Source organism: Paenibacillus sp. MT124, from assembly GCF_058792755.1.
On sequence record NZ_CM179500.1, the window covers coordinates 3,736,616 to 3,756,833 of the forward strand.

The 20,218-nt window shown below is 45.3% G+C and carries 14 protein-coding genes; 4 read left to right on the forward strand and 10 right to left on the reverse strand.

What is annotated here, in order from left to right; all coding sequences use genetic code 11:
- Nucleotides 1–2: 2 nt before the first annotated feature.
- Nucleotides 3–749 carry an acetoacetate decarboxylase gene (locus tag AC3RCI_RS16855; protein WP_492525644.1) on the reverse strand — a complete coding sequence of 249 codons (747 nt, stop codon included), beginning with the start codon at nucleotides 747–749 and terminating at the stop codon, nucleotides 3–5.
- Nucleotides 750–881: 132 nt separating this feature from the next.
- Between AC3RCI_RS16855 and AC3RCI_RS16860 the strand changes: the two genes are divergently transcribed.
- On the forward strand, nucleotides 882–1,787 hold the full coding sequence (locus AC3RCI_RS16860; RefSeq protein WP_336781847.1) for a LysR family transcriptional regulator: 906 nt from the start codon (nucleotides 882–884) through the stop codon (nucleotides 1,785–1,787).
- Between the two features lie 65 nt (nucleotides 1,788–1,852).
- Here AC3RCI_RS16860 and AC3RCI_RS16865 read toward each other — a convergent pair whose 3' ends face one another.
- The 3 genes from AC3RCI_RS16865 to AC3RCI_RS16875 are packed head-to-tail and all read right to left on the reverse strand — an operon-like array spanning nucleotide 1,853 to nucleotide 8,233.
- Nucleotides 1,853–6,343 (reverse strand): carbohydrate binding domain-containing protein, encoded by a 4,491-nt coding sequence (locus tag AC3RCI_RS16865; protein WP_492525646.1) that lies wholly within the window; start codon nucleotides 6,341–6,343, stop codon nucleotides 1,853–1,855.
- Between the two features lie 42 nt (nucleotides 6,344–6,385).
- A complete protein-coding gene (locus tag AC3RCI_RS16870) occupies nucleotides 6,386–7,264 on the reverse strand; it encodes a carbohydrate ABC transporter permease (protein WP_127536859.1) in 879 nt (292 codons plus the stop codon).
- A gap of 18 nt (nucleotides 7,265–7,282) precedes the next feature.
- Nucleotides 7,283–8,233 carry an ABC transporter permease gene (locus tag AC3RCI_RS16875; RefSeq protein WP_371859924.1) on the reverse strand — a complete coding sequence of 317 codons (951 nt, stop codon included), beginning with the start codon at nucleotides 8,231–8,233 and terminating at the stop codon, nucleotides 7,283–7,285.
- Nucleotides 8,234–8,380: 147 nt separating this feature from the next.
- Between AC3RCI_RS16875 and AC3RCI_RS16880 the strand changes: the two genes are divergently transcribed.
- Nucleotides 8,381–10,090, forward strand: a complete 1,710-nt coding sequence (locus AC3RCI_RS16880; protein ID WP_336781849.1) for a sensor histidine kinase — start codon at nucleotides 8,381–8,383, stop codon at nucleotides 10,088–10,090.
- A 9-nt stretch (nucleotides 10,091–10,099) separates the two neighbouring features.
- A complete protein-coding gene (locus AC3RCI_RS16885; RefSeq protein WP_492472568.1) occupies nucleotides 10,100–11,740 on the forward strand; it encodes a response regulator in 1,641 nt (546 codons plus the stop codon).
- Between the two features lie 118 nt (nucleotides 11,741–11,858).
- Here the strand turns inward: AC3RCI_RS16885 and AC3RCI_RS16890 are convergent, their stop codons facing one another.
- The 6 genes from AC3RCI_RS16890 to AC3RCI_RS16915 form a co-directional block, all read right to left on the reverse strand.
- Nucleotides 11,859–13,544: an extracellular solute-binding protein gene (locus AC3RCI_RS16890; RefSeq protein ID WP_492525648.1), complete on the reverse strand. Its 1,686-nt coding sequence runs from the start codon at nucleotides 13,542–13,544 to the stop codon at nucleotides 11,859–11,861.
- Between the two features lie 477 nt (nucleotides 13,545–14,021).
- A complete protein-coding gene (gene bglS, locus AC3RCI_RS16895; RefSeq protein ID WP_154893941.1) occupies nucleotides 14,022–14,735 on the reverse strand; it encodes a beta-glucanase in 714 nt (237 codons plus the stop codon).
- Nucleotides 14,736–14,983: 248 nt separating this feature from the next.
- A complete protein-coding gene (locus AC3RCI_RS16900; RefSeq protein ID WP_154893940.1) occupies nucleotides 14,984–15,826 on the reverse strand; it encodes a formylglycine-generating enzyme family protein in 843 nt (280 codons plus the stop codon).
- Nucleotides 15,827–15,920: 94 nt separating this feature from the next.
- Nucleotides 15,921–16,553: a glycoside hydrolase family 11 protein gene (locus tag AC3RCI_RS16905; RefSeq protein ID WP_154893939.1), complete on the reverse strand. Its 633-nt coding sequence runs from the start codon at nucleotides 16,551–16,553 to the stop codon at nucleotides 15,921–15,923.
- Nucleotides 16,554–16,640: 87 nt separating this feature from the next.
- Nucleotides 16,641–17,408, reverse strand: a complete 768-nt coding sequence (locus tag AC3RCI_RS16910; protein ID WP_336781853.1) for an alpha/beta hydrolase — start codon at nucleotides 17,406–17,408, stop codon at nucleotides 16,641–16,643.
- A 60-nt stretch (nucleotides 17,409–17,468) separates the two neighbouring features.
- Entirely contained in the window at nucleotides 17,469–18,761 is a 1,293-nt protein-coding gene (locus AC3RCI_RS16915; RefSeq protein ID WP_492525650.1) for an SGNH/GDSL hydrolase family protein, read from the reverse strand.
- Between the two features lie 281 nt (nucleotides 18,762–19,042).
- Between AC3RCI_RS16915 and AC3RCI_RS16920 the strand changes: the two genes are divergently transcribed.
- Nucleotides 19,043–20,185 carry a family 8 glycosyl hydrolase gene (locus tag AC3RCI_RS16920; RefSeq protein WP_492525652.1) on the forward strand — a complete coding sequence of 381 codons (1,143 nt, stop codon included), beginning with the start codon at nucleotides 19,043–19,045 and terminating at the stop codon, nucleotides 20,183–20,185.
- Nucleotides 20,186–20,218 lie beyond the last annotated feature (33 nt).

Here is a 20,218-nt window from a genome sequence, read left to right on the forward strand (position 1 = left end):
CCTTATTTCTGCTCAAGATAGTTATATACAGGCTGTGCTGCGTTTAAGGTCAGGTCTGTCAGGATATGTGAAGCTGAAACAACTTCCAATACAGGCAAGTCGGCAAGGGGTGCGAGTGCATGTTCAAAAAGCTGAAGCCGTGCTGGTCCCGTCCATGCTTCCTTCACTTCGATATCCGTAATTTGGGTTCGAATCAAATCACATATTCTTAAATTCCCACTGTAATCCGTAGCAATTTTCATCATAAAGTTAGGCCGGCAGATTTCATCTCTGGCGAGTTCCTTATCCATCGGAACATGCTTATATCCCATCGTTGCAGTTGCAACACGAAGCGTTCCGTAATCAAGCGTACCCACAAGTGTATCTGAATCAATATATAGTTTTGGTGCACCTAACTTTTTGGGATACGCCGTGAGCTCTCTGCCACTTGCAATCGCAGGAAAGTTATCCACGTACATGGAATGCACATAGTCACCATCCTCACCATAGAATCGCACAGGGATAACCTGCCCAGCTTCGGTATATGCACCTAATCCGGAGACATCCGGCATCCACATCACTTCAAATTTAACCAGCGGTTCAGTAATTTCCAGTGGTTCAGGTACCGCTGCCCGCAGAGCTTTTTCATCCGTTCGATAAATAATATTTAAGTATTCCCGATTCACAAATTTATAGGGTGGCATGGGGTAAGCCGGTGCCGTTAGGGGTGTATTCAGATTTTTGGCTATGTTATTCACATCGATTTTCATGAAGGACACCTACCTTTTATGTTATGTTTTTATCTCTCTCACAAATAAAATTCTACATTAATATTTAAATTTAATATAATACATAATAAGTACTATATATATTTATTGAAATAAATAAGGAGTGCGAAACGAATGGAATTGCTGCAGCTCAAATATTTTCAAACCGTTGCCTATACCGAACATATCTCCAAAGCAGCTCAACAACTGAATATTGCTCAGCCCTCCTTAAGCCTGACGATCAAAAGATTAGAGGATGAGCTTGGTACAACCTTGTTTGATCGAAAAGGAAGAAACATTCAATTAAATTCGTCAGGGAAAATTCTGTTGAAGCATGTTAATCGGATTTTCACCGAAATTGAAAATGCACAACTGGAGATCCAATCGGAAGAACAACACGTTTCTAACATCATTCGAATTTCGATTACGAATCCAAGATTCCTTACCGGGCTAATTAGCGAATATATTAATAGCAACCCGCAAACCCAGATTCATCAAGGCATTGGAACGAAGAGCGAAATCATCACAAACTTGCAAAAAGGGGACATCGATGTAGGAATAACAGGTCATCCGATCCAGGATGAGGAGATTGAGAGTTGTGTGCTGGTTAATGAGGATATTGTTCTTGTTGTACCTTCCCATCATCCGTACGCTGGAAAGGCAAACATCTCGTTACATCTTGTTGCAAACGAACCCTTCATATCTCTTGCCGATAATGTGGAGTACAGCAACTTTACCACCATGCTCTGCGGGAAAGCAGGCTTCGTACCCAATCAGGCCTTTGAAGTGGATTCACACACACTGCTTGAAATCATCAAGCTTGATCAGGGAGTTGCTTTGTTACCTGTTTCCGTATGTAGAAAACTGGGGTTGCACTATATAAAAATTGCTGATGATTCAGCGATCTACCCGATTAGTTTATCCTGGACGAAACAAAAAACATTGTCTCCTTCGGTTCAACATTTTCGCGATTTTATCTCTATGTATTATGAATTGAATGCTGACCTCTTTACGGTGGTTAAGAACAGAAAGAATTCATGACAAAAAGGCAGCGGGATTCACCCGGCTGCCTTCTTCATTTTTACCCATCTTCCATTAGTGATGATTTAATCAGCTACGGCTGTCTGCACCGGGCCAAGATTGGTCAGGCTGACACCAGACAACGTAATTGTGGTGTTACCGTCTTCGTCACCTGTAATATTCCCCATATCAAATACGATACGGCTGTTTGCATAGCTTGGTTCGGTTGTATCGAATGTGAAGGTGTACTCTTGTTCTTCCGTGGATAAGCTCACTTGCTGCCCATAAAATCCATGCCACGCGTATCCAGCGGGAACATCCACCCAGCCGATACCTACCCCCATTTTGCGCGCTTTATCCGCTTTGGCCTTGAACGTCAGCTTATACTTGGTTCCCTGCTGCATTGCAAAACCTTCATTAATAACCTGCCGGTCCCACGGATTCGTTCCCGCCTGACCGATTACAGCTTGCAGCTGCTGATTCTCAACATGAATCGCAAGGTCAGATTCAACACCGGCTGCATATTTGAACCAGCCTTCACTTCCTTTGGCAAAGTCCCCATTCGGGATCAGATTGACGTGTACCGGCTGTCCCCCCTGATCCGCACCCGGGTTCACCTCGAACAACATCACATTTTGAATGGATACACTGTGCTCTTCCGCTAGCGGTCTGCCAAGACCAAAGTTCAGTAAGGCCGCCGCATCCGCTGTTTCTCCCATTGTAAATGTGAAGGTGTAAGGCTGCTTAATTTCAGTCAGATCTACGTTTTCATCCATATACTTGGCTTCGCCGCCATTACCTTGCAAGACCACAGCCTGTATTGATTTAGGTGCAGAGGCTGAAGCTTCAAAGCTCAGACGATAGGTCTTGTCAGCCTCAAGAGCAATCGAACCCTGCTGGAAAAACGAATCCCACTCATCGTCGGTTGCAGCCGGCAACGTAATATTAATTCCATGGTCCTTCCCATACGTAGCCGAGAGCACGTCGGGAATTAGAGTCCAATCCGTTCCATCTGCGGTCAGTTCGCCATTCCTTACTTTATTCTGTGAAACGTCCAACCAACGTGTATTATATTCGTTCCCTTCAAAATTGACATAATATGATGTTCCGGCTTTCAGTGAAACTGCTGGCAGATATACCGTCTTATAGGATTGCCATCCCCCCGTATCTCCAAGCAGAAGTTCGGAGCTTGCAACCGTTGTGCCTTGTTCATCCTGCACACTGAATCGGACTTTTGAATCGGCTTTGGCACTTGCCATCCTTGTGGAGAATGCATATACGCCATCATTTGCTGCATCGATTTTGAATTGCAGCAGATCACCTTCGTCCATGTAGCTGACATGTTTGCCGCCTTCATCGGAATTTTCGAGCTGCAGACCTTCCATCATCCATGCATCCGTGGCAGGAATATGAGTGTAGCCTTGAATTGTTACCGGCTTACCTCGTTTGGTCAGCTTCACATTGTCGATGTAGACCTTCCCTTCGGAACTGCCGAATAAAAGCTTCAGTTCGGCTGTTACCGTTGATGCTGTCGTTGCGTTCTGTCCGATCACAATTTCACCCGAATAATTCTTGAGTTCCTGACCAAGTTGGATCTGCTGTCCTTGATTCACCTGCACATCATGACCTTCTGCGGTAGACAAATCCAAATCCATCGTACGTGGCGAATCCGCCTTTGCATCAAAAGAGAATCCGTAGGTAGTGCCCGCTTCCAGCTTCATTCCCGGCTGTACCACAGCCACCTGATCAGAATGGCCGTTCGTTCGTAGAACGTCGACCACGAGCTGCCGTTCCATGATCGGGAACTTCAGGAAGTTGTTCACGGTAATCTGCGCTTCAGCATCAGACTTAACCTGTTTGGACCAGAAGCCGAGGCGATCCTTCCCTTGATCAAATGTGCCATTAAAGACATAATTTCCATCCGGCAGTGCTTTGCGTTCCACCGGAAGAGAGTCGGCTTCACCGATATCTGTCAACCGCACATTGGTCACCGTAACTTCACCTTCATTCAATCCCAGATTGAATTCAAACCTTGCATTGTTGTCTGCCCCATTCCGCATGTTGAAGGTGTATTCATACGGTTGCCAATCTGTAGTTAATGAGAAGCTCTTATCGTCGGAGTAATTTGTCCAGCTTTTTTCAAACTGCGTTACTTTCGAACGAATGACACGATCAGCAGATGCCTTGGCATCGAACTGCACTTTGTATTTTCTGTTTTTCTTCATATACATCGGCATTTGTGTCAGTTGTACGGAATAACTTTCGGTTCCGGCTTGTGAGATCGTTACTTTCGCTGCCTTGCCCTTCTGCACATCATCAATAACCTCTACCTTACCAGCCCCGCCTGCATTCGTGAGGAAATTCCATTCGTTCGGCACACCATCTACATTCACACCTTCAGAAAAGCGATCATTGTAGATCTGGTTTCCATCCGCTTGCGGTTCCCGCTGCCATTCAGGTTCGATCGGATTAGAAGTTACGTCCGGCCATTCGCTCAGTTTCTTGTACTCGTAAACCCGAACGAAATCAACATTCATCTTCTCAGAGACAAAATCACTTTCCGGCGATCCCGGCCAGTCTCCCCCAACGGCAAGATTGAGAATTAAATAGAACGGACGATCAAATGGAGCAGGAAAGGTGTAACTCTCCGGCTGTCCCGCTGCAGTCGTCTCCCAGTTATTCACCTGATGATGCAGTTTGCCGTCAACGTAGAAACGAATCATGCCAGGCAGCCATTCCACCTGAAAATCATGATAATCATCTGCAAACGATTCACCTTGCGGCAAGGTAAACTTGCCTTGATCATGCCCGTGAGAACCATCTGGTTTTGGGGAATCGTAATGGATCGTACTGTATACTTCATGATCTTTGTTTGTACCGCCAATCAACTCCATAATGTCGATCTCCCCGGAAGCTGGCCATCCTCCGTAATGTGCTTCATCTGTAGGCATCATCCAGATTGCAGGCCACGTGCCCTGCTGCGCGGGCAATTTCGCTCGTACGACCACTTTTCCGTACGTCCAATCGCCCTTCTCTTTCGTAATCAGTTTACCAGAAGTATAATTTTTGCTGCCTTTCTGCTCCCGCTTTGCTTCAATCTGCAATACATTGCGGTTGCCATCCTTAACTATACGTGTGTTATTCGGGCTGTAATATTGCAACTCATTGTTGTACACAAGCTCCGTATCCTGAACGGTCCATTTGGATGCATCCACGGAAGGTGCATTGAATTCATCATTCCAGACCATTTCCCAATGCTCATCCGGAATCGTCGTTGCAGGAATCGGTTTTTCACCTGAAGGATTGCCCGGTACGGATGGTGTCGTTCCGCCTGAATTGGAAGAGCCGCCCCCACCTGTACTAGAATTATTGCCACCGTTAGAAGTACCTGGTGCAGCAGCGTTTGGTTGCTCGGACTGTCCTGTCCCAGGCGTAGTGCTATCCTTGTATTGTCCTGGTGCAACCGCTTTCCCATTAAGCAATACGTTGTCTGCATCTACGTCCAGCAGATTGATTTTACCTGTGCTGTCAATCATGGTATTACGGGCTTTGCTGCTTACTTTTAATGTATTAATCGTACTCTCGGCAGACAACTCAACTGTAGCCTTTTGTTCAATAAACAAGTTTTCAATTTGAGTTGTCCCTGTGATCTTCACATGTACCGGACTGGTGTTTTTGTCTACCACAACTCGATTTAGTTTGGAGTTATGAATATCGATTGAGTGGTTTCCTCCGCCCTTCACGATTACACTTCCAGTGACCGTTACCCCGTCGAGCTTCACTGTACCTTCTCCAATGGCTTCTGTAAGGAGCAAGTTGCCGTTAACTGTTGTATTTTTCAGTGTCACATCGGTTGAGCGGACAATCAGATTACCTTCTACGTTGGATTCATAGGTGCCGGGTTTGCTTTGAATATCTGCTATCAACGTAGACATGATCGTAGCAGCTTCTGCTCTCGTAATGTTGGATTCAGGTGCAAGATTTCCGTTGTATCCGTTTACAATTTTATTGTTTATAAAGTAGTTCATTGCATTCCTAGCATAATCAGCTACATCTTTGTCGTCTTTAAACGCAGAACCGAGCGATTTATTCTCACTGCCTGTCGATAACTGAAACGCACGATCTGCCATCACGACAGCATCCTGCCGGGTAATCGGAAGCTGGGGGGACAGATGTGTTGCATCAGTTCCCTGAATAATGCCAGATCCACTTGCTCGTATGATCGCATCATAATACCAGTCTTTTTCACTAATGTCTGTGTATGACGCCGCGCCGGGGCCTCCAGCGAATCTGAACACCCGATCGAGCATTACAACAAATTCGGCACGGCTGATACGTTCACTCGGTCTGAATGTGCCGTCCGTATAACCTTTAGTGAGCGCCATATCCTGCATACGCATCACTGCATTTTCAGCCCAATGTCCCTGTAAATCTTTGTACGGTGCCCGAAGCAGGCTTGACGCCTGCTCCTGCTCCGTTACCGTTTGCTGCTTCATCTGTTCTGCCCGGACTACGGCCGGAGCTGCCAGTGAAACGATCATGCTTCCTGCTACGAGACAAGCCAACCCTTTTTTCACTCATATTCCTCCCTAGAATGTGTGGTCAATTGCAGGACAGTACTACTCTTTTACTGCCCCAATGACGATACCTTTAACGAAAAAGCGTTGTAAGAATGGATATATGACCAAAATCGGCAATGCCCCGATGAAAATCTGTGCTGCGCGAACCGTACGCTGGGAAACATTCTCCAGCATGGATGGGTCCACGTTGATCTTACTGAGGTCTTGCTGCACGATAATGGTTTGTAGCAAGGAAGCCAGTGGGTAATTTTTGACATCGGACATATAGATCATGCCGTCGAACCAAGAGTTCCACTGACCTACCATGGTAAACAATGACAAGGTTGCAATCGCAGGCATGGATAGCGGTACATATACCAGTGCCAGCGTTTTAATGTGACCTGCTCCATCCAGATAAGCTGCTTCCTCCAGCTCTTTAGGCAGACCACGGAAGAAGTTCATCATCAGGATAACATTCCACACGGACAATGCACCTGGCAGCACCAGTGCCCAGATCGTATCCATCAGTCCTAGTTTCTGGACCAAGATATAACTCGGAATTAGACCTCCGCTGAACAAAATCGTAAATACAAAGAACCAGGTGTAGATCGAGCGGCCTTTGAAATTGAGATCTTCTTTCGACAGCGGGAATGCGGTAAGTAACATAATCACCATACCGATCACGGTAGCAATGACGGTTCGTTTAACCGAAACCAGCAAGGAATTAATGAAATTTGAATTGCCGAACGTTTTGACATATGCATCTGTCGTAAAGCCAATCGGCCAGAAGCCGACAAGATTGGCTGAGGCCGGTGCCATGCTGCTGAACGAAACGGCCAAAATATGAATAATAGGCAGAATGCAAAGCAGAGATAGTACGCCCAGAAAAATATAGTTCGCAACGCTGAATATTCGATAGCCTTTTGTTTTGTAATACAAGCCCTTTTCTCCTCTCTACTAGAACACGCGGTAATTCGCCAATTTGTAAGCCATGCGATATGAGATAACGATCAGAATGGTTGCCACGACTGATTTGAACAATCCTACAGCCGTTGCGAAGCTCATTTTGCCGTTCAAGATACCAAGACGGTATACGAAGGTATCGATGATATCACCTTTGTCATAAACGAGCGGATTGTACAGATTGAACACCTGATCGAACCCTGCATTCAAAATGTTTCCGATGGAGAGTGTCATGAGTACAATCGTGATCGGCATCAGGGCTGGAATCGTAATGTGCAGTGTTTGTTTGAACCGGTTTGCACCGTCCACTTCCGCAGCTTCGTACAGTGCCGGGTTAATACCGGACAGAGAAGCCAGAAATACAATCGTGCCAAAGCCAAATTCTTTCCACACATCACTAACAATCAGTGTTATCCGAAACCAAGTTCCATCCCCCAGGAAAAAGATCGGATCTCCGCCTAGTGCAACGACCAGTTTGTTCACCATACCGCCCTGCGGCGAAAGAATATCAAGCAATATTCCGCCCAGGATAACCCATGACAGAAAGTGCGGCAGATATACCAATGTTTGACTGACCCTTTTAAAAGCAGATAAACGAACTTCGTTCAACAAAATCGCAAACAGGAATGGAGCAATTAAACCTGCGATTATTTTGAAGAATGCAATGACCAGTGTGTTCCAGATGACCTGGCCTACGTCCGGGTATAAGAATAAATACTTGAAATTATCCCAACCTACCCATTTGGATTCGGTAAATCCGAGGTATGGTTTAAAATCCTGGAAAGCAATCACAATCCCGCCCATTGGTATGTACTGAAATACAATTGCCAGCAAAACCGCTGGTACGAGCATCAAATGCAAGGACCAATTCCGTTGCATGTTCCAGCGCTGTCTCGCCTTGATGGCACGCCCCTTGCGAGGCGTTTCTAACGTATGTTCCTTCACCCCTACATCCCCCATGTTCTAAAAATTTGTATTTTACAAGTGCATATGAACTTGTATATTAAAATTATAGCAACGGTTATTAGCAATCTATATCCTAATATTGCAACAACGATATCAATATTTTAATGAGTTGAGGGAGGCCCAGCATTGTTCGCACGTCTGAACGTCTTCACCAAAATTACACTGTTATTTGTAGCACTGCTTGTCCTGGTTTTGTTCCTGTACACCTATTCAAACCGGGAAAGTGTACGGGTGATCGAACACGAAATTCAGAACAATACCATGAATCATTTGTCCACTTTTGCTGACTCTGTAGAATCTAATATTTACCAATTATCTCTCTACGGAATGTCTATTGGACAAGATTCGAGTATTCAGGAATATCAGCGGCCGGATTACAAAGATGTGCCTTATGAACGTGTCAAAGTTGGAAGTGCCATTCTTGAAAAAATGAATCTGTATAATGCAGCCAGCAAATGGCATTCCACCATCACCCTTTATTTTCCAAGGTTGCAAAAAGTCATTTCCACCGATTATTATGCTTATATCCCGTATGCGGAGGATGAATTTTCCAAGCCGCTTTCGAAATCATGGGCATATAAGCAGAATCAATTTGTGTGGTACACGACCGATCCAACGACAGCGATCGACACTCCTGGGAAGTCAAGACTGATTACCAAGATCAGCTTTCCAGTGAATCATCTGACCAGCATGCTGGATCAGAACAAATTGAATAACAAAGGTGACCCTTTTATGTTCCATCCCGAGTTTGGCTTAATTAGCAACACCAGTGGGAATGGCACATTGACTGCGATTCAGTCCAAGCTGAAAGAGATGACTTTGCAGGGAAAAGGCGGATTCACCACGACGCTTGACCGTACAGAATACTATGTCTCGTACATACATTCAGACAGTCTGGGATGGTACTATGTAGACTACGTGCCTATGCAGCAAATTTTAGGGCCGATCACAAATAGTCGTAATCTCTTCTACGCTTCCATAGCCGTTTTGATTGCTATGAGTGTTGTGGTGTTGTATGTGCTGTATCGAAGTGTGCAGCTTCCATTGCTTCAACTCGTAAAGGGAACGAACCGTTTGTCGACTGGAGATTTCTCCGTTCGTCTGCATCATTCGTCACGTAATGAATTCAGTTTATTGTTTGCACGATTTAACATCATGGCGCAGCGAATTCAGGAGTTGATTGAGAACGTGTACGAAGAACAACTCCGAAGACGTGAAGCCACTTTGAAGCAGTTGCAATCACAGATTAACCCGCATTTCCTATACAACTGCCTCTTCTACATCAAAAATATGGCAAGGATGAAAAATGAGAAAGCCGTTGTGGCGATGGCGCTTAATTTAGGTGAGTATTATCGGTACATCACAAGATCCGAGAATGATCAGGCCACCATCAAAGAAGAGTTGAACATGGTGAAAAATTACCTAGAAATCCAGGCACTCCGGCTGGAACGCATGCATTTTACCATCGATGTACCGGACGATATGCTTCATAAAACGTTACCACGTTTAAGCTTACAACCTATCGTTGAGAACGCTATCATTCATGGCATTGAACCTCGTACTGAAGACGGTCATATCAACATAACAGGTTATCATAAGGATGAAATGTGTACGATTACCGTCGAGGACAGCGGGCTGGGTATGACCGAGAATCAGATGCAAGAGTTGGTCGACAATCTTAACAAACCGCTCGATGGCAACATGGGATGCGGAACTTGGAATGTTCATCAGCGTTTGTCTTTTTTGTATGGTGAAGATGCGGGTCTAAGTTATGAGCATACGCCTGGCGGAGGCGTTAAGGTAAGCATTACATGGTACAACAATATCAATGAGTAGGTGAAGTACATGTTACAAATGTTGTTAGTTGATGATGAACGTTCCGTTGTAGAAACGCTGGCGGAAACCATTCCGTGGGAAAGCTGTGGAATCGGTACTGTACACGAAGCCTTGTCAGGTGCCGTAGCACTGGAAATTATGGAGAATCATGATATTGATATCGTAATCACTGATATTCGCATGCCGGAGATGTCCGGTATTGAGTTAATCACAGCAATTCACGAAAAATGGTCGCATGTGCAGACGATTTTACTCTCGGGCTTTGCTGACTTCGAATACGCCAAACAAGCGATGGCTCAGGAAAGCTTTGATTATTTGCTGAAGCCTGTAAGTGATGAGGATCTAATCGAAACCGTACAGCGGCTTGTTGACCGGATCAAACAAAAATGGGAAGCGGCGGCCTCCTATCAACGTGCCTTACATGCATTCCAGGATAACTTGCCTTTATTGCAATCTACAATGCTCCATGAATTGCTGACAGGCAAAACCTATTCTCCCTCAACGCTCGCAGACAAGCTCGAATTGCTAAATCTGCCCTATTCGGTTGGTGAAGAGTTGGGCATGCTTGTCATTCGGATGGAAGAGCATCTATCCGAGATGGCTGACCATGATCTTTCGCTGATGCAATATGCCATTAGCAACATTATCAGCGAGGTGACGCAGCAGCATTTTCATATGTGGCATACGCGGGATGTCCATGACTATCTGGTTGTGCTGGTTAGCGTCAAAAAAGGCGGCACACCAAGTGTGAGCAAAGAGGAAAAACCTCAAGTGCTGCTGGAGCATTACGCTGCCCAAATTCAGACAAACGTTCAGTTATATTTAAAAGGGGCTATTTCCATTGCAGTCTCTCACTGGGGCAAATTCCCTAATGAGATTGGTGAAATTTATGAGAGTGCTGTCAGATCCATGCGGAAGCGTATGGGACATGCGCAGGGTTTGTTCATCACGGCTTCAGACGATAAGGATGTACACCCCCTTCCTGCCATCCGTTCTCTGTACAAGCCTCCAACCCTCATCAGTCTTCTGGAAGCTGGCCGCTTTGACGATGTGGAACAGAAGATTGAGGTCATTTTCGAGGAATTGCTCGAATCCGCGCAGCATCATGATATCGCGGAAACGACGATTGAGGTGTATCATGCCTTGGCTGGGGCCTTTGCTTATATCATCCACAAGAACGGAAAACAGATCTCTTCTGTTCTGCCTGCCGAAACGTACAAATACTTCCAGGCTCCAAGCTATGCTACCGCCCAGCAGTTGAAAGACTGGTCAATCCGTACACTTCATTCCATCAGTGAAGACGCAGAACAGGAGCTGAAGGACAATCACAGCACCATCGTTCGCAGTGTCAAAAGCTTTGTGGACCTGCATCTGGCTTCCGATGTATCTTTACCGGCTATTGCCGAACATGTCCACCTGCACCCTGTGTATCTATCCAAGGTATATAAGGCGGAGACAGGAGAAGCGCTGACAGCCTATGTCTATCGGTTACGGATGGAAAAAGCAGCTTATTATTTGCGATCCTCAAGCGCCAAGGTATTCGAAATTGCGGAGCTTGTCGGCTACAACAACACTGCGTATTTTATTCGGGTATTTAAAAAGTTTTACGATCTGACACCGCAGGAATATAGAGAGAATCTGCCGGTTTGAAGCAAAAAGGCCTCGCTGGAATGATTTCCAGCAAGGCCTTTTCTTTGTACTTTCCCACCTGCTTTAGCAGCTTGGTTAGGACGAAATAACGGATAAGATTTAATTACTTGGCTCGTACTTACTTTCCGCTCGTAACGGATTGGTACCACTCATTAACTTCCTTCGTATTTTGATCTCCACCTGAAGACTTCCACTTCTCTACAAACGTATCAAAAGCATCGATCGGAGCTTTACCATAGATGATTTGCGAGAACAGGTCCTTCTCCATTTTGGTTAAGATGTCGTTGTTCATTTGCATCGACATCGTTGGTGCACCTGTGAACATCTGTTTTAAAGCGATATCTTTTTGATCCTGAACAATCTTGGCCGCTTCCACCATTGGTACCGGTACACCGGACTTAAGTTTTTTCTCGAAAGGTGTTGTGGCTTCTTCACCGTTAGCAAACTTCGCAAGCGTAGCCATGTTCAGACTTGGGATACGTGCACCATCAAACGTTAATGTGTATTTCTCAGGTGCATAACCGCCTGTCACACTAGCATCCGTTGTTACTTTGCCGTCTTTCATTGCCCAGTCATATCCTTCAGCGAAGCCATTTTCGAATTCATCACCTGCTTTTGGATTTGCAAAGTGATCAAACAGATAGTTTTGATAAGTGAAAAAGACTTCTGGGTTCTTCATATCTTTGTTAATCAGAATTACACCGTTGTCGTTCGCGGTACCGCGTCTGCCTGCCTTGCCATCAGGTCCAGATGGAATTGGGTAAGCTTTGTACTCCGCTTCAGGATGGTTTTTCTTCACATCTTCAAGCGGCCATGACGGCATCCAGTGAGGGCCCACAACAATCCCGGCTTTACCTGCTGTAAACTCTTCTGCTGCTTTGGTTTCATCATATACCCCAGCCTCTTCTGGAATATATCCTTTTTTCATCCAGTCAGCCAGTGTTGCCAAAGCTTGTTTTGCTCCTGGATTTACAGAACCGTACTCCAGCTTGCCTTCTGCGTTCAGATTCCACTGGTTTGGCATCGTGCCGTAGGCTCCGAAGACCCAACCAGCATCAGACATCCATGTGCTGAGCCAGTTTTTGAATCCGATGGTCAGACCGTAGGTGTCTTTTTTACCATTGCCATCCGGGTCTTTATTCGTAAACGTTTCCATAATCACTTCAAGATCAGCCAGTGTTTCAGGTGCTTTCAAATTAAACTTCTTCATCCAATCCTCGCGAATCCACATCACTGGATCACTATTATAGGAGTAATCCAGAATCGGAATACCAATCCGTTTACCATCCTGCATGTACGGATACCATACGGAAGGATCTTCATTCACGGCAGCTTTCCAGGTATCACTTGCATATTGATCAAACAATTCACCAGCATCAACGAACTTGCCCGTTTCAATCAGCTCACGTGCCAGATTGAAGTCGCCGCGGTATGAGATGATGTCCGGCATTTCTGCATTGGAAGCCAGCGACAGGCGAAGCTTCGTTTCAAACGCATTGTTGGTCGATGGTGATACCCACTGATTTTTTAATTCAATGCCGAGCTTGTCTTTTGCCCATTTGGTGTGCACGTTATTGTCCTGATCTTCACCAGATTTGAATTTGATTTCGGGTCCCCAGGGACGTAAATAAGTAAGTGTTACGGGCGGATCATACTTCCCGTCCTTCAATTCCAGTGCAGTACTCGGTGTGCTCGGTGCAGCCTCTTTGCTTGCTCCACTGTTACATCCGCTAAGAACTGCTGTAAGCGCCAACATTCCTGCCAAAGCCAAACCGCCAATCTTTCTTTTCTTGATTGTTTTCAACTTGTGAGTCCCCCTGTATGTAGTGATGTTGTCTACAGAGTCCATCATAATGAATGAACCATATGAATGCCCATACTAATATTGCAACATTTATTGTATTAATTTAGGATATTAAAAAGTGAATACGGATGTTGTATTAGTACAACGTCTTACTCTTGTCTCTCTTGTTTATCAGGGTGACCGAAAGGTTCCAGCAAGGTTTATATCTGCTTGGCATCCTATGGTTGGCCTAACGGTTCGATAAACTGCTCGGGTGATCAATTGTTATTGGTATCGCTGCTGTTACTCATACTCATGGTTTTCCGTCCACTGTATGTCGAGTTCATTTCATTTCCACCCTTTTCCTTCATCATCTTACGTTACGATTGTTCTGTAAAGGTTGAAAATGATCATAAAAAAACAGAGGATTGCGGAAGTAATCCGCTCCTCTGTTTCTTTAAGTTTATGGCACTAGTTGGACCTGATCGTGAGTTTCTGTTAATTACTCGTATATTTCACCCAATCATATTCAGCATGCAATGGATTAGCACCATTATAAGACCCGAGCCAGCTATCCACACCCGTTCCATTCCAGATATTCATCATAATTTTACCTGGTGTTTTCGGAATATTGGTTGTAGCTGTATGTTTCAGCACGCCATCGACGTACCACTTAATGTGACCTGGTTGCCAATCAAACGCATACGTATGGAATCCCTGGGACGCATCGAAGCCCAGATTTACGATCTTCTCATGATTTCCAACGCCGTTTGTATAATAATTGAATTGTACTTTCGTTGTGTCTTTGCCAAGGAACTCGATATCAATCTCATCCCATTGTGTGCCATCAGAAGGACCGGTATAGGTGAAAAAAGAGGATACAATCCCTGTATTTTTAGCAGGCTTCATACTTACTTCATAGAGACCATAGCCGTAAGTATTCGTTGACCGATATTCTCCACAATCAAACTTGTTGTATGAAGGACTTGTCAGACTCAAGCGCAGCTTGCCATCATTCGTAAAATTAGCATTATTTGCCCGCCACGTGCAGTTGAACATGGAACCGTTGGAATACCCATCTGCCTTCTGCCAGGTACTTGCATTGTGATACGTCAGCGGTTCCCAAAACACCCACCCAGCAAAAGCGCTTACCGAAATAAATAATGAAACCACTCCAGATACCATTAATGTGAACCAAGTCTTCCTCTTCATCAATACACCTCCATTTCGTATTCCAACCGTGTAAACAATTTTCTGAAACTACCTTCGCTCCTAGATTCAACAGCCGTGTTTGATTTAATCAGTTATAAAAGCGCTTACATTGGTTGGTATTTCCATTTTAAATGGTCCATAATGGGTGAACTATAGCAAAGTTTAAAGAAAACATATTCATTTTTTAAGATCGTTCTTCCTTTTTCAGTTGTCATGTATAAAAGCCCATTTTTAAAGAATGGGCCTCGTTATTTACTACGTACGACTCGTAATCCCTGATCGGGACCAATGCCATTCGCATCGAATTTTCCTGGATAGGAAATTTCTGCTGTATTTACACTACTGACCCAGCCCCCACCCTTGCTGACTCTCCAGGTGTTGTCCGGGGTCTCCGGATGGCTGTGCCATTCCCAGCACCATTCTCTAACATTACCAGACATATCATAGATACCAAGTTCATTGGCCTTCTGCTGACCTACTGGCTTGGTTTGATTCCGATTGTTTTCAATGGCTGGCCAGTTCCAGTCTCCTGTTAACGGCTTTTCACCGGCATTCATCCAGTACCACGCCACTTCGTCTGGATTGTTGCCTCCGCTATAAGTAAAATTCTCACTCTTTTGTCCGCCACTTGCGGCATATTCCCACTCTTCTGCCGTTGGCAGACGATATCCATTCGCATCTTCATTGATGGTTACAGTCCATTTAACATTATCATTTTCATTCTTATTATTCGGATCCAGCGTTTCTTTATCAATGGTGTAATACGGTTTAAGGTTTTCCTTCATGCTGCGTGCATTACAGTATTCGATCGCATCATACCAGCTCACCCTTTCAACGGGCCGTTCTTCCCCTTTAAAACCAGAGGGATTGTCTCCCATAACGTCAGCCCATTGTTTCTGGGTCACTTCATATTTGCCGATATAAAAGTCAGACAGTATGATGTCTTTGCCACTATAATTGCTTTTACTGCTCTTGAATGCCCCACCCTCTACCAATACAAGATCATCACTCACGGTAGTACTGCTGCCTGTCGAACAAGCACTTAATCCAACAAAAGCTGCGATAAGCAGAAATATCATCCACTTTCTCATCTGTAGGTCTCCTTTAAAACGGGAATGGAGAGCAAGACAGATCCATAGACCTGCCTTGCCTAAGTTTTAGACTAGCCGATTGAAAAGAGAGCGCTTACCAAACGGTCACATTCGAGCTACCGCTACTTTGATATCCTTCGGTCGCCATCACTTGATAGGACCAGCTATTACCCAAGTACATGCCTTTGCTCGCCCACGCATTTACGTGATTCTGGAACGTAATTTGGGAATTTACACCGATTGGACGTTTGGATTGTCTAACACTCCAGTATTGCGGGAATGTTGAATATCCGTCAATGGATGGCTGATTGTATCTCATCGTAGTATAGATGTCATATGTGCCACCATCACTGTTTACTGTGCCTTTGTATGTTCCAGTTGGACGGTATGTTCCCCAGTTATCCACCACGTAGTATTCAATAAGTGCATTCCGTGTCCACCCGTAAAACGTCAAATATCCGTTGCCGGATGGAGAGAATACACCCGCATTGTAATTCACTACACGATTAGGTGTACCGTAAGTCCACCCTTTACCGACAACAAAGTTACCCGTGTTCTGCCAGTTTACACTGTAGTTTCCTCCCGAACCGTTCACGGCATTAACAGTACCCCCGCCATCTGTCCAGTTCTGCCAGTAATCTGTAGCACCTGTCGTAGCGGCGAATACACCAAAACTAATGGAAGCGGCAAGGACAACAGTTAACAATTTTTTTCCGAATTTAAACATGGTAAAAACCTCCTGATATTTGTATTAGGTTTTGAATAATTCGGTACTTTTTTCGGGTAGACACTGGAGTTGGAGTTGAATTGGTATTTATTTGAATAGACGTTTGGAAAACAGATACAAATCATTTTTCCACACTGGCCAGTCATGACCTCCGCTCTCTTCATACCAGATGTGCGGTACGTCCTGCTGTTCCAAATATTGATGTACGTCAACGCTAATTTGGATAAGGTTATCCTGATCACCACAGGAGATCCAAAGGAGCGACAAAAGCGAGATTGCTTCCTGCGGATTAGGAAGGAGCAGCTCTGGCGCTTTGGTGTTTGGAGCGGGAGAGAAGGCACCGACCCAAGCGAAATGGTTGAGATTGCCCAGCCCTATGTTTAAGGACTGGCCTCCGCCCATGGATAAGCCGGCAATTGCCCTATTATCCCTGGTTGTACTTGCGGGATAGTTGGATTCAATATAAGGAATAAGGTCATGAATCAAGTCGGATTCAAATCGTTCAAAGGCTTGTATTTTCTCCGGGTCAAATAGATCACCCTCGGCTCGATCGTTGGGCATGGCGCGACCGTTGGGCAAAACAACAATCATAGGCTCAAGCAGGTTATCGTTGTACAGATTGTCCAAGATGATCTGCGGGCTACCATGCTGCTGCCATTCCATCTCATCTCCACCGATCCCGTGAAGCAGATAAAGTACAGGGTATGTGTTTTCGGAAGAAAATCCTGGAGGTGTGTACACCAGTGCTTTCCGTGTATTCCCTACCGTAGTGGAATCATACTCTATCGTCTCTATTGCTCCGCGAGGTATATCATTGCGGTATTGGTCAAATCCAGCCGGTGCTGAAGATATCATGTACAGTACTCCCTTCATAGGTGCATTTAGCTATTGGATTAATCTCCGGCCTTTGTTTTGTTAACTGACATAGCCAAAACCAAGAATCGTGAAGTGTTTATTCTCGTGCCCTTCTGCCATTTCGATCTCGATCGTATGCTCGCTGACGTGCTTATCTTGAATCAGGAGCATGGCATGACAGCGTGTCCAATTTACTTCATGCGGATTGGCTTGTTTGGTGAGAACACCATCCACTTTGATCCGGGGTGTTCCAAACTCGTCGCTTCCAGAGTCTTTGAAGATTAAAAGAAGACATCTGCAGCGCATTTGCAGCTTGAACTTTTGCGCTTCGGCCCTCTCATCGCGGGTATACATCCAATTGTGCGGGAAGAGCGGCGTAGCATAATCGTGATCATCCATCTCGGCCATCTGCAGGTCGGTATCCGTCTGCGCGAAGCAACCCGGATCGATTTTGGCAAGCTGATTGCCATTTTTCCGATCCAGCAGTTTCACGTGCACGAAATCGTCCCCAATCAGAGGCGGCCTTCTCAGATCATGATCTTCCTGGTCCAGTTCGGCATGATTCACTGCATCAAACAGGTGACCCAGTGCATCGGCCATGATCTGATGTCCCAGGTTGGTCGGATGATATATATCATGAAAATATTGCTCTTTGGTTACGACGTTACCTTCTTGCTTGGTCTTGTGGAATTGCTCGACAAGAGCATCCTTCATACTCACCATGGGCAGATTGTAATGCCAGCCCACCGGAGCTAGACGATCCTGTAGATTCCAGTCATTCTCAAAGACACTGAACAAAAGGATGACTGCAGGCTTGTTATCTGCAGCAAGCGCTTTCAATATTAAACTTTCGTAACAGTTCCCCCGGGTTTCATCGTCCGCATCATTAACTGCAAACTCAATGACGACGATATCCGGTTGAATTTGACCATCTCCAAGCACATCACGATCATAGCGTATCATTCCCAGTTCGGAAGGCGTTCCGCCTACTCCGGCTTTAACCAGTTGAATGGAACGACTGTCTGATGGAGCAAACATCGCCTTGAACCGCTCATACGATCGATAGGCGTAACTACGGAGATGAATAGGAATTGCGCCAGCGCCGTGGGTGATAGAACCACCGATATAAGCCATAACAACAGGTTCACCCTGTCCAGCCTTCTGAATCGCCCGTTTTAATCTGGCATTGTGACCTTTGTTCAAAAGAGATTGGCTAATCATGTTGTGATATTCAGGGGAGCAGTAATCGAACGTTGCCTCGTTATTCGTCTCCTTCACTCCAACGGGATCGCGCGGTGCAGTTATCCCTTGGTGAATATCTGCTTCTGGTGTATCTCCTGCATCGCGAACCATGTTTACCACCATCCTTTCTTCGATCATAAAGTTCATGTCATTTGAAGGAATCCAAACGGGTAAAACTTTATGCTTGGTGGGTCCTTCCTCACGAGTTTAACACTTACATAATTTTACAGATACCCGATAAAGTATAGGACTTGCAGCAATCATATCATTTCATTTTGGTCATGATAATCGGAAAAAGGAAAGAACTAAGATTTCCAATGTAAACGCTTTAATTTATACACATTTACCGTGATATAATGGGTTTAACGTTTGCATTAAAAGGAGGAAAACCCATGAATATTACCGGTCAAGGCGCCTATGATACCAATACATATATCAATCTCTTTCACAAGTTTGGTTATGATGAACAGGAAATAAACGCACGGCTGGAGGAATCGTGGAACGAGCTGTTTTATGGAGAAGAGAATACGCGAATCTATTACCCGATGGGTGAGGACAAAGGCTATTTACTCGACACCGGTAATAACGATGTTCGCTCCGAAGGCATGTCTTATGGCATGATGATGGCTGTGCAGATGGACAAAAAAGAAGAATTCGATCGGCTTTGGAATTATTCCCATACGTTCATGCAGCATGCTGAAGGTCGATACAAGGATTATTTTGCCTGGCACTGCAAACCGGATGGAACCCGCTTATCTCAAGGACCTGCACCTGATGGTGAGGAGTTTTTCGCCATGGCTCTGTTCTTTGCTTCTAACCGCTGGGGTGATGGGGATGCCCCTTTTAACTATAAGGAACAAGCCAGAAAAATCCTCCGCGCATGCATTCATCAAGGTGAAAATGGCGAGGGAGATCCCATGTGGGACCCGGAAACCAAGCTGATCAAATTTGTACCGGAATCACCATTCAGTGATCCATCCTACCATCTCCCCCATTTCTATGAGTTGTTTGCATTATATGCGGATGAAGACGATCAAGCCTTCTGGAGAGATGCAGCGGCGGCAAGTCGAGCTTATCTGCATACCGCCTGTCATCCTGTAACCGGGCTTTCGCCTGAATATGCGAACTATGACGGATCACCCGCTCCTGTTCAGCCGCATGGTGATTTTAGACACTTTTACAGCGATGCTTACCGGGTTGCCGCGAATATAGCTCTGGACTGGGAATGGTTCCGCCAGGATCCCTGGCAGGTGGAGCAGTCCAATCGAATTCAGTCCTTCTTCAGCAGCATTGATGTCGCCGAATATCGCAGATATACCATTGAGGGTGAACCGTTCGATGAACCTTCCTTGCATCCGATCGGTCTGCTCGCTACCAACGCCATGGCCTCACTGGCTGCAGATGGTCCACATGTGGAACATTTCGTACGCCTCTTTTGGAACACCCCCCTGCGCCAGGGTGAGCGCCGCTATTATGATAACTGTCTGTATTTTTTCAGCTTGCTGGCTTTAAGCGGCAGATATCGGATATATTAATCACTCTACAATGAGTCATCGTACAAACGAGTT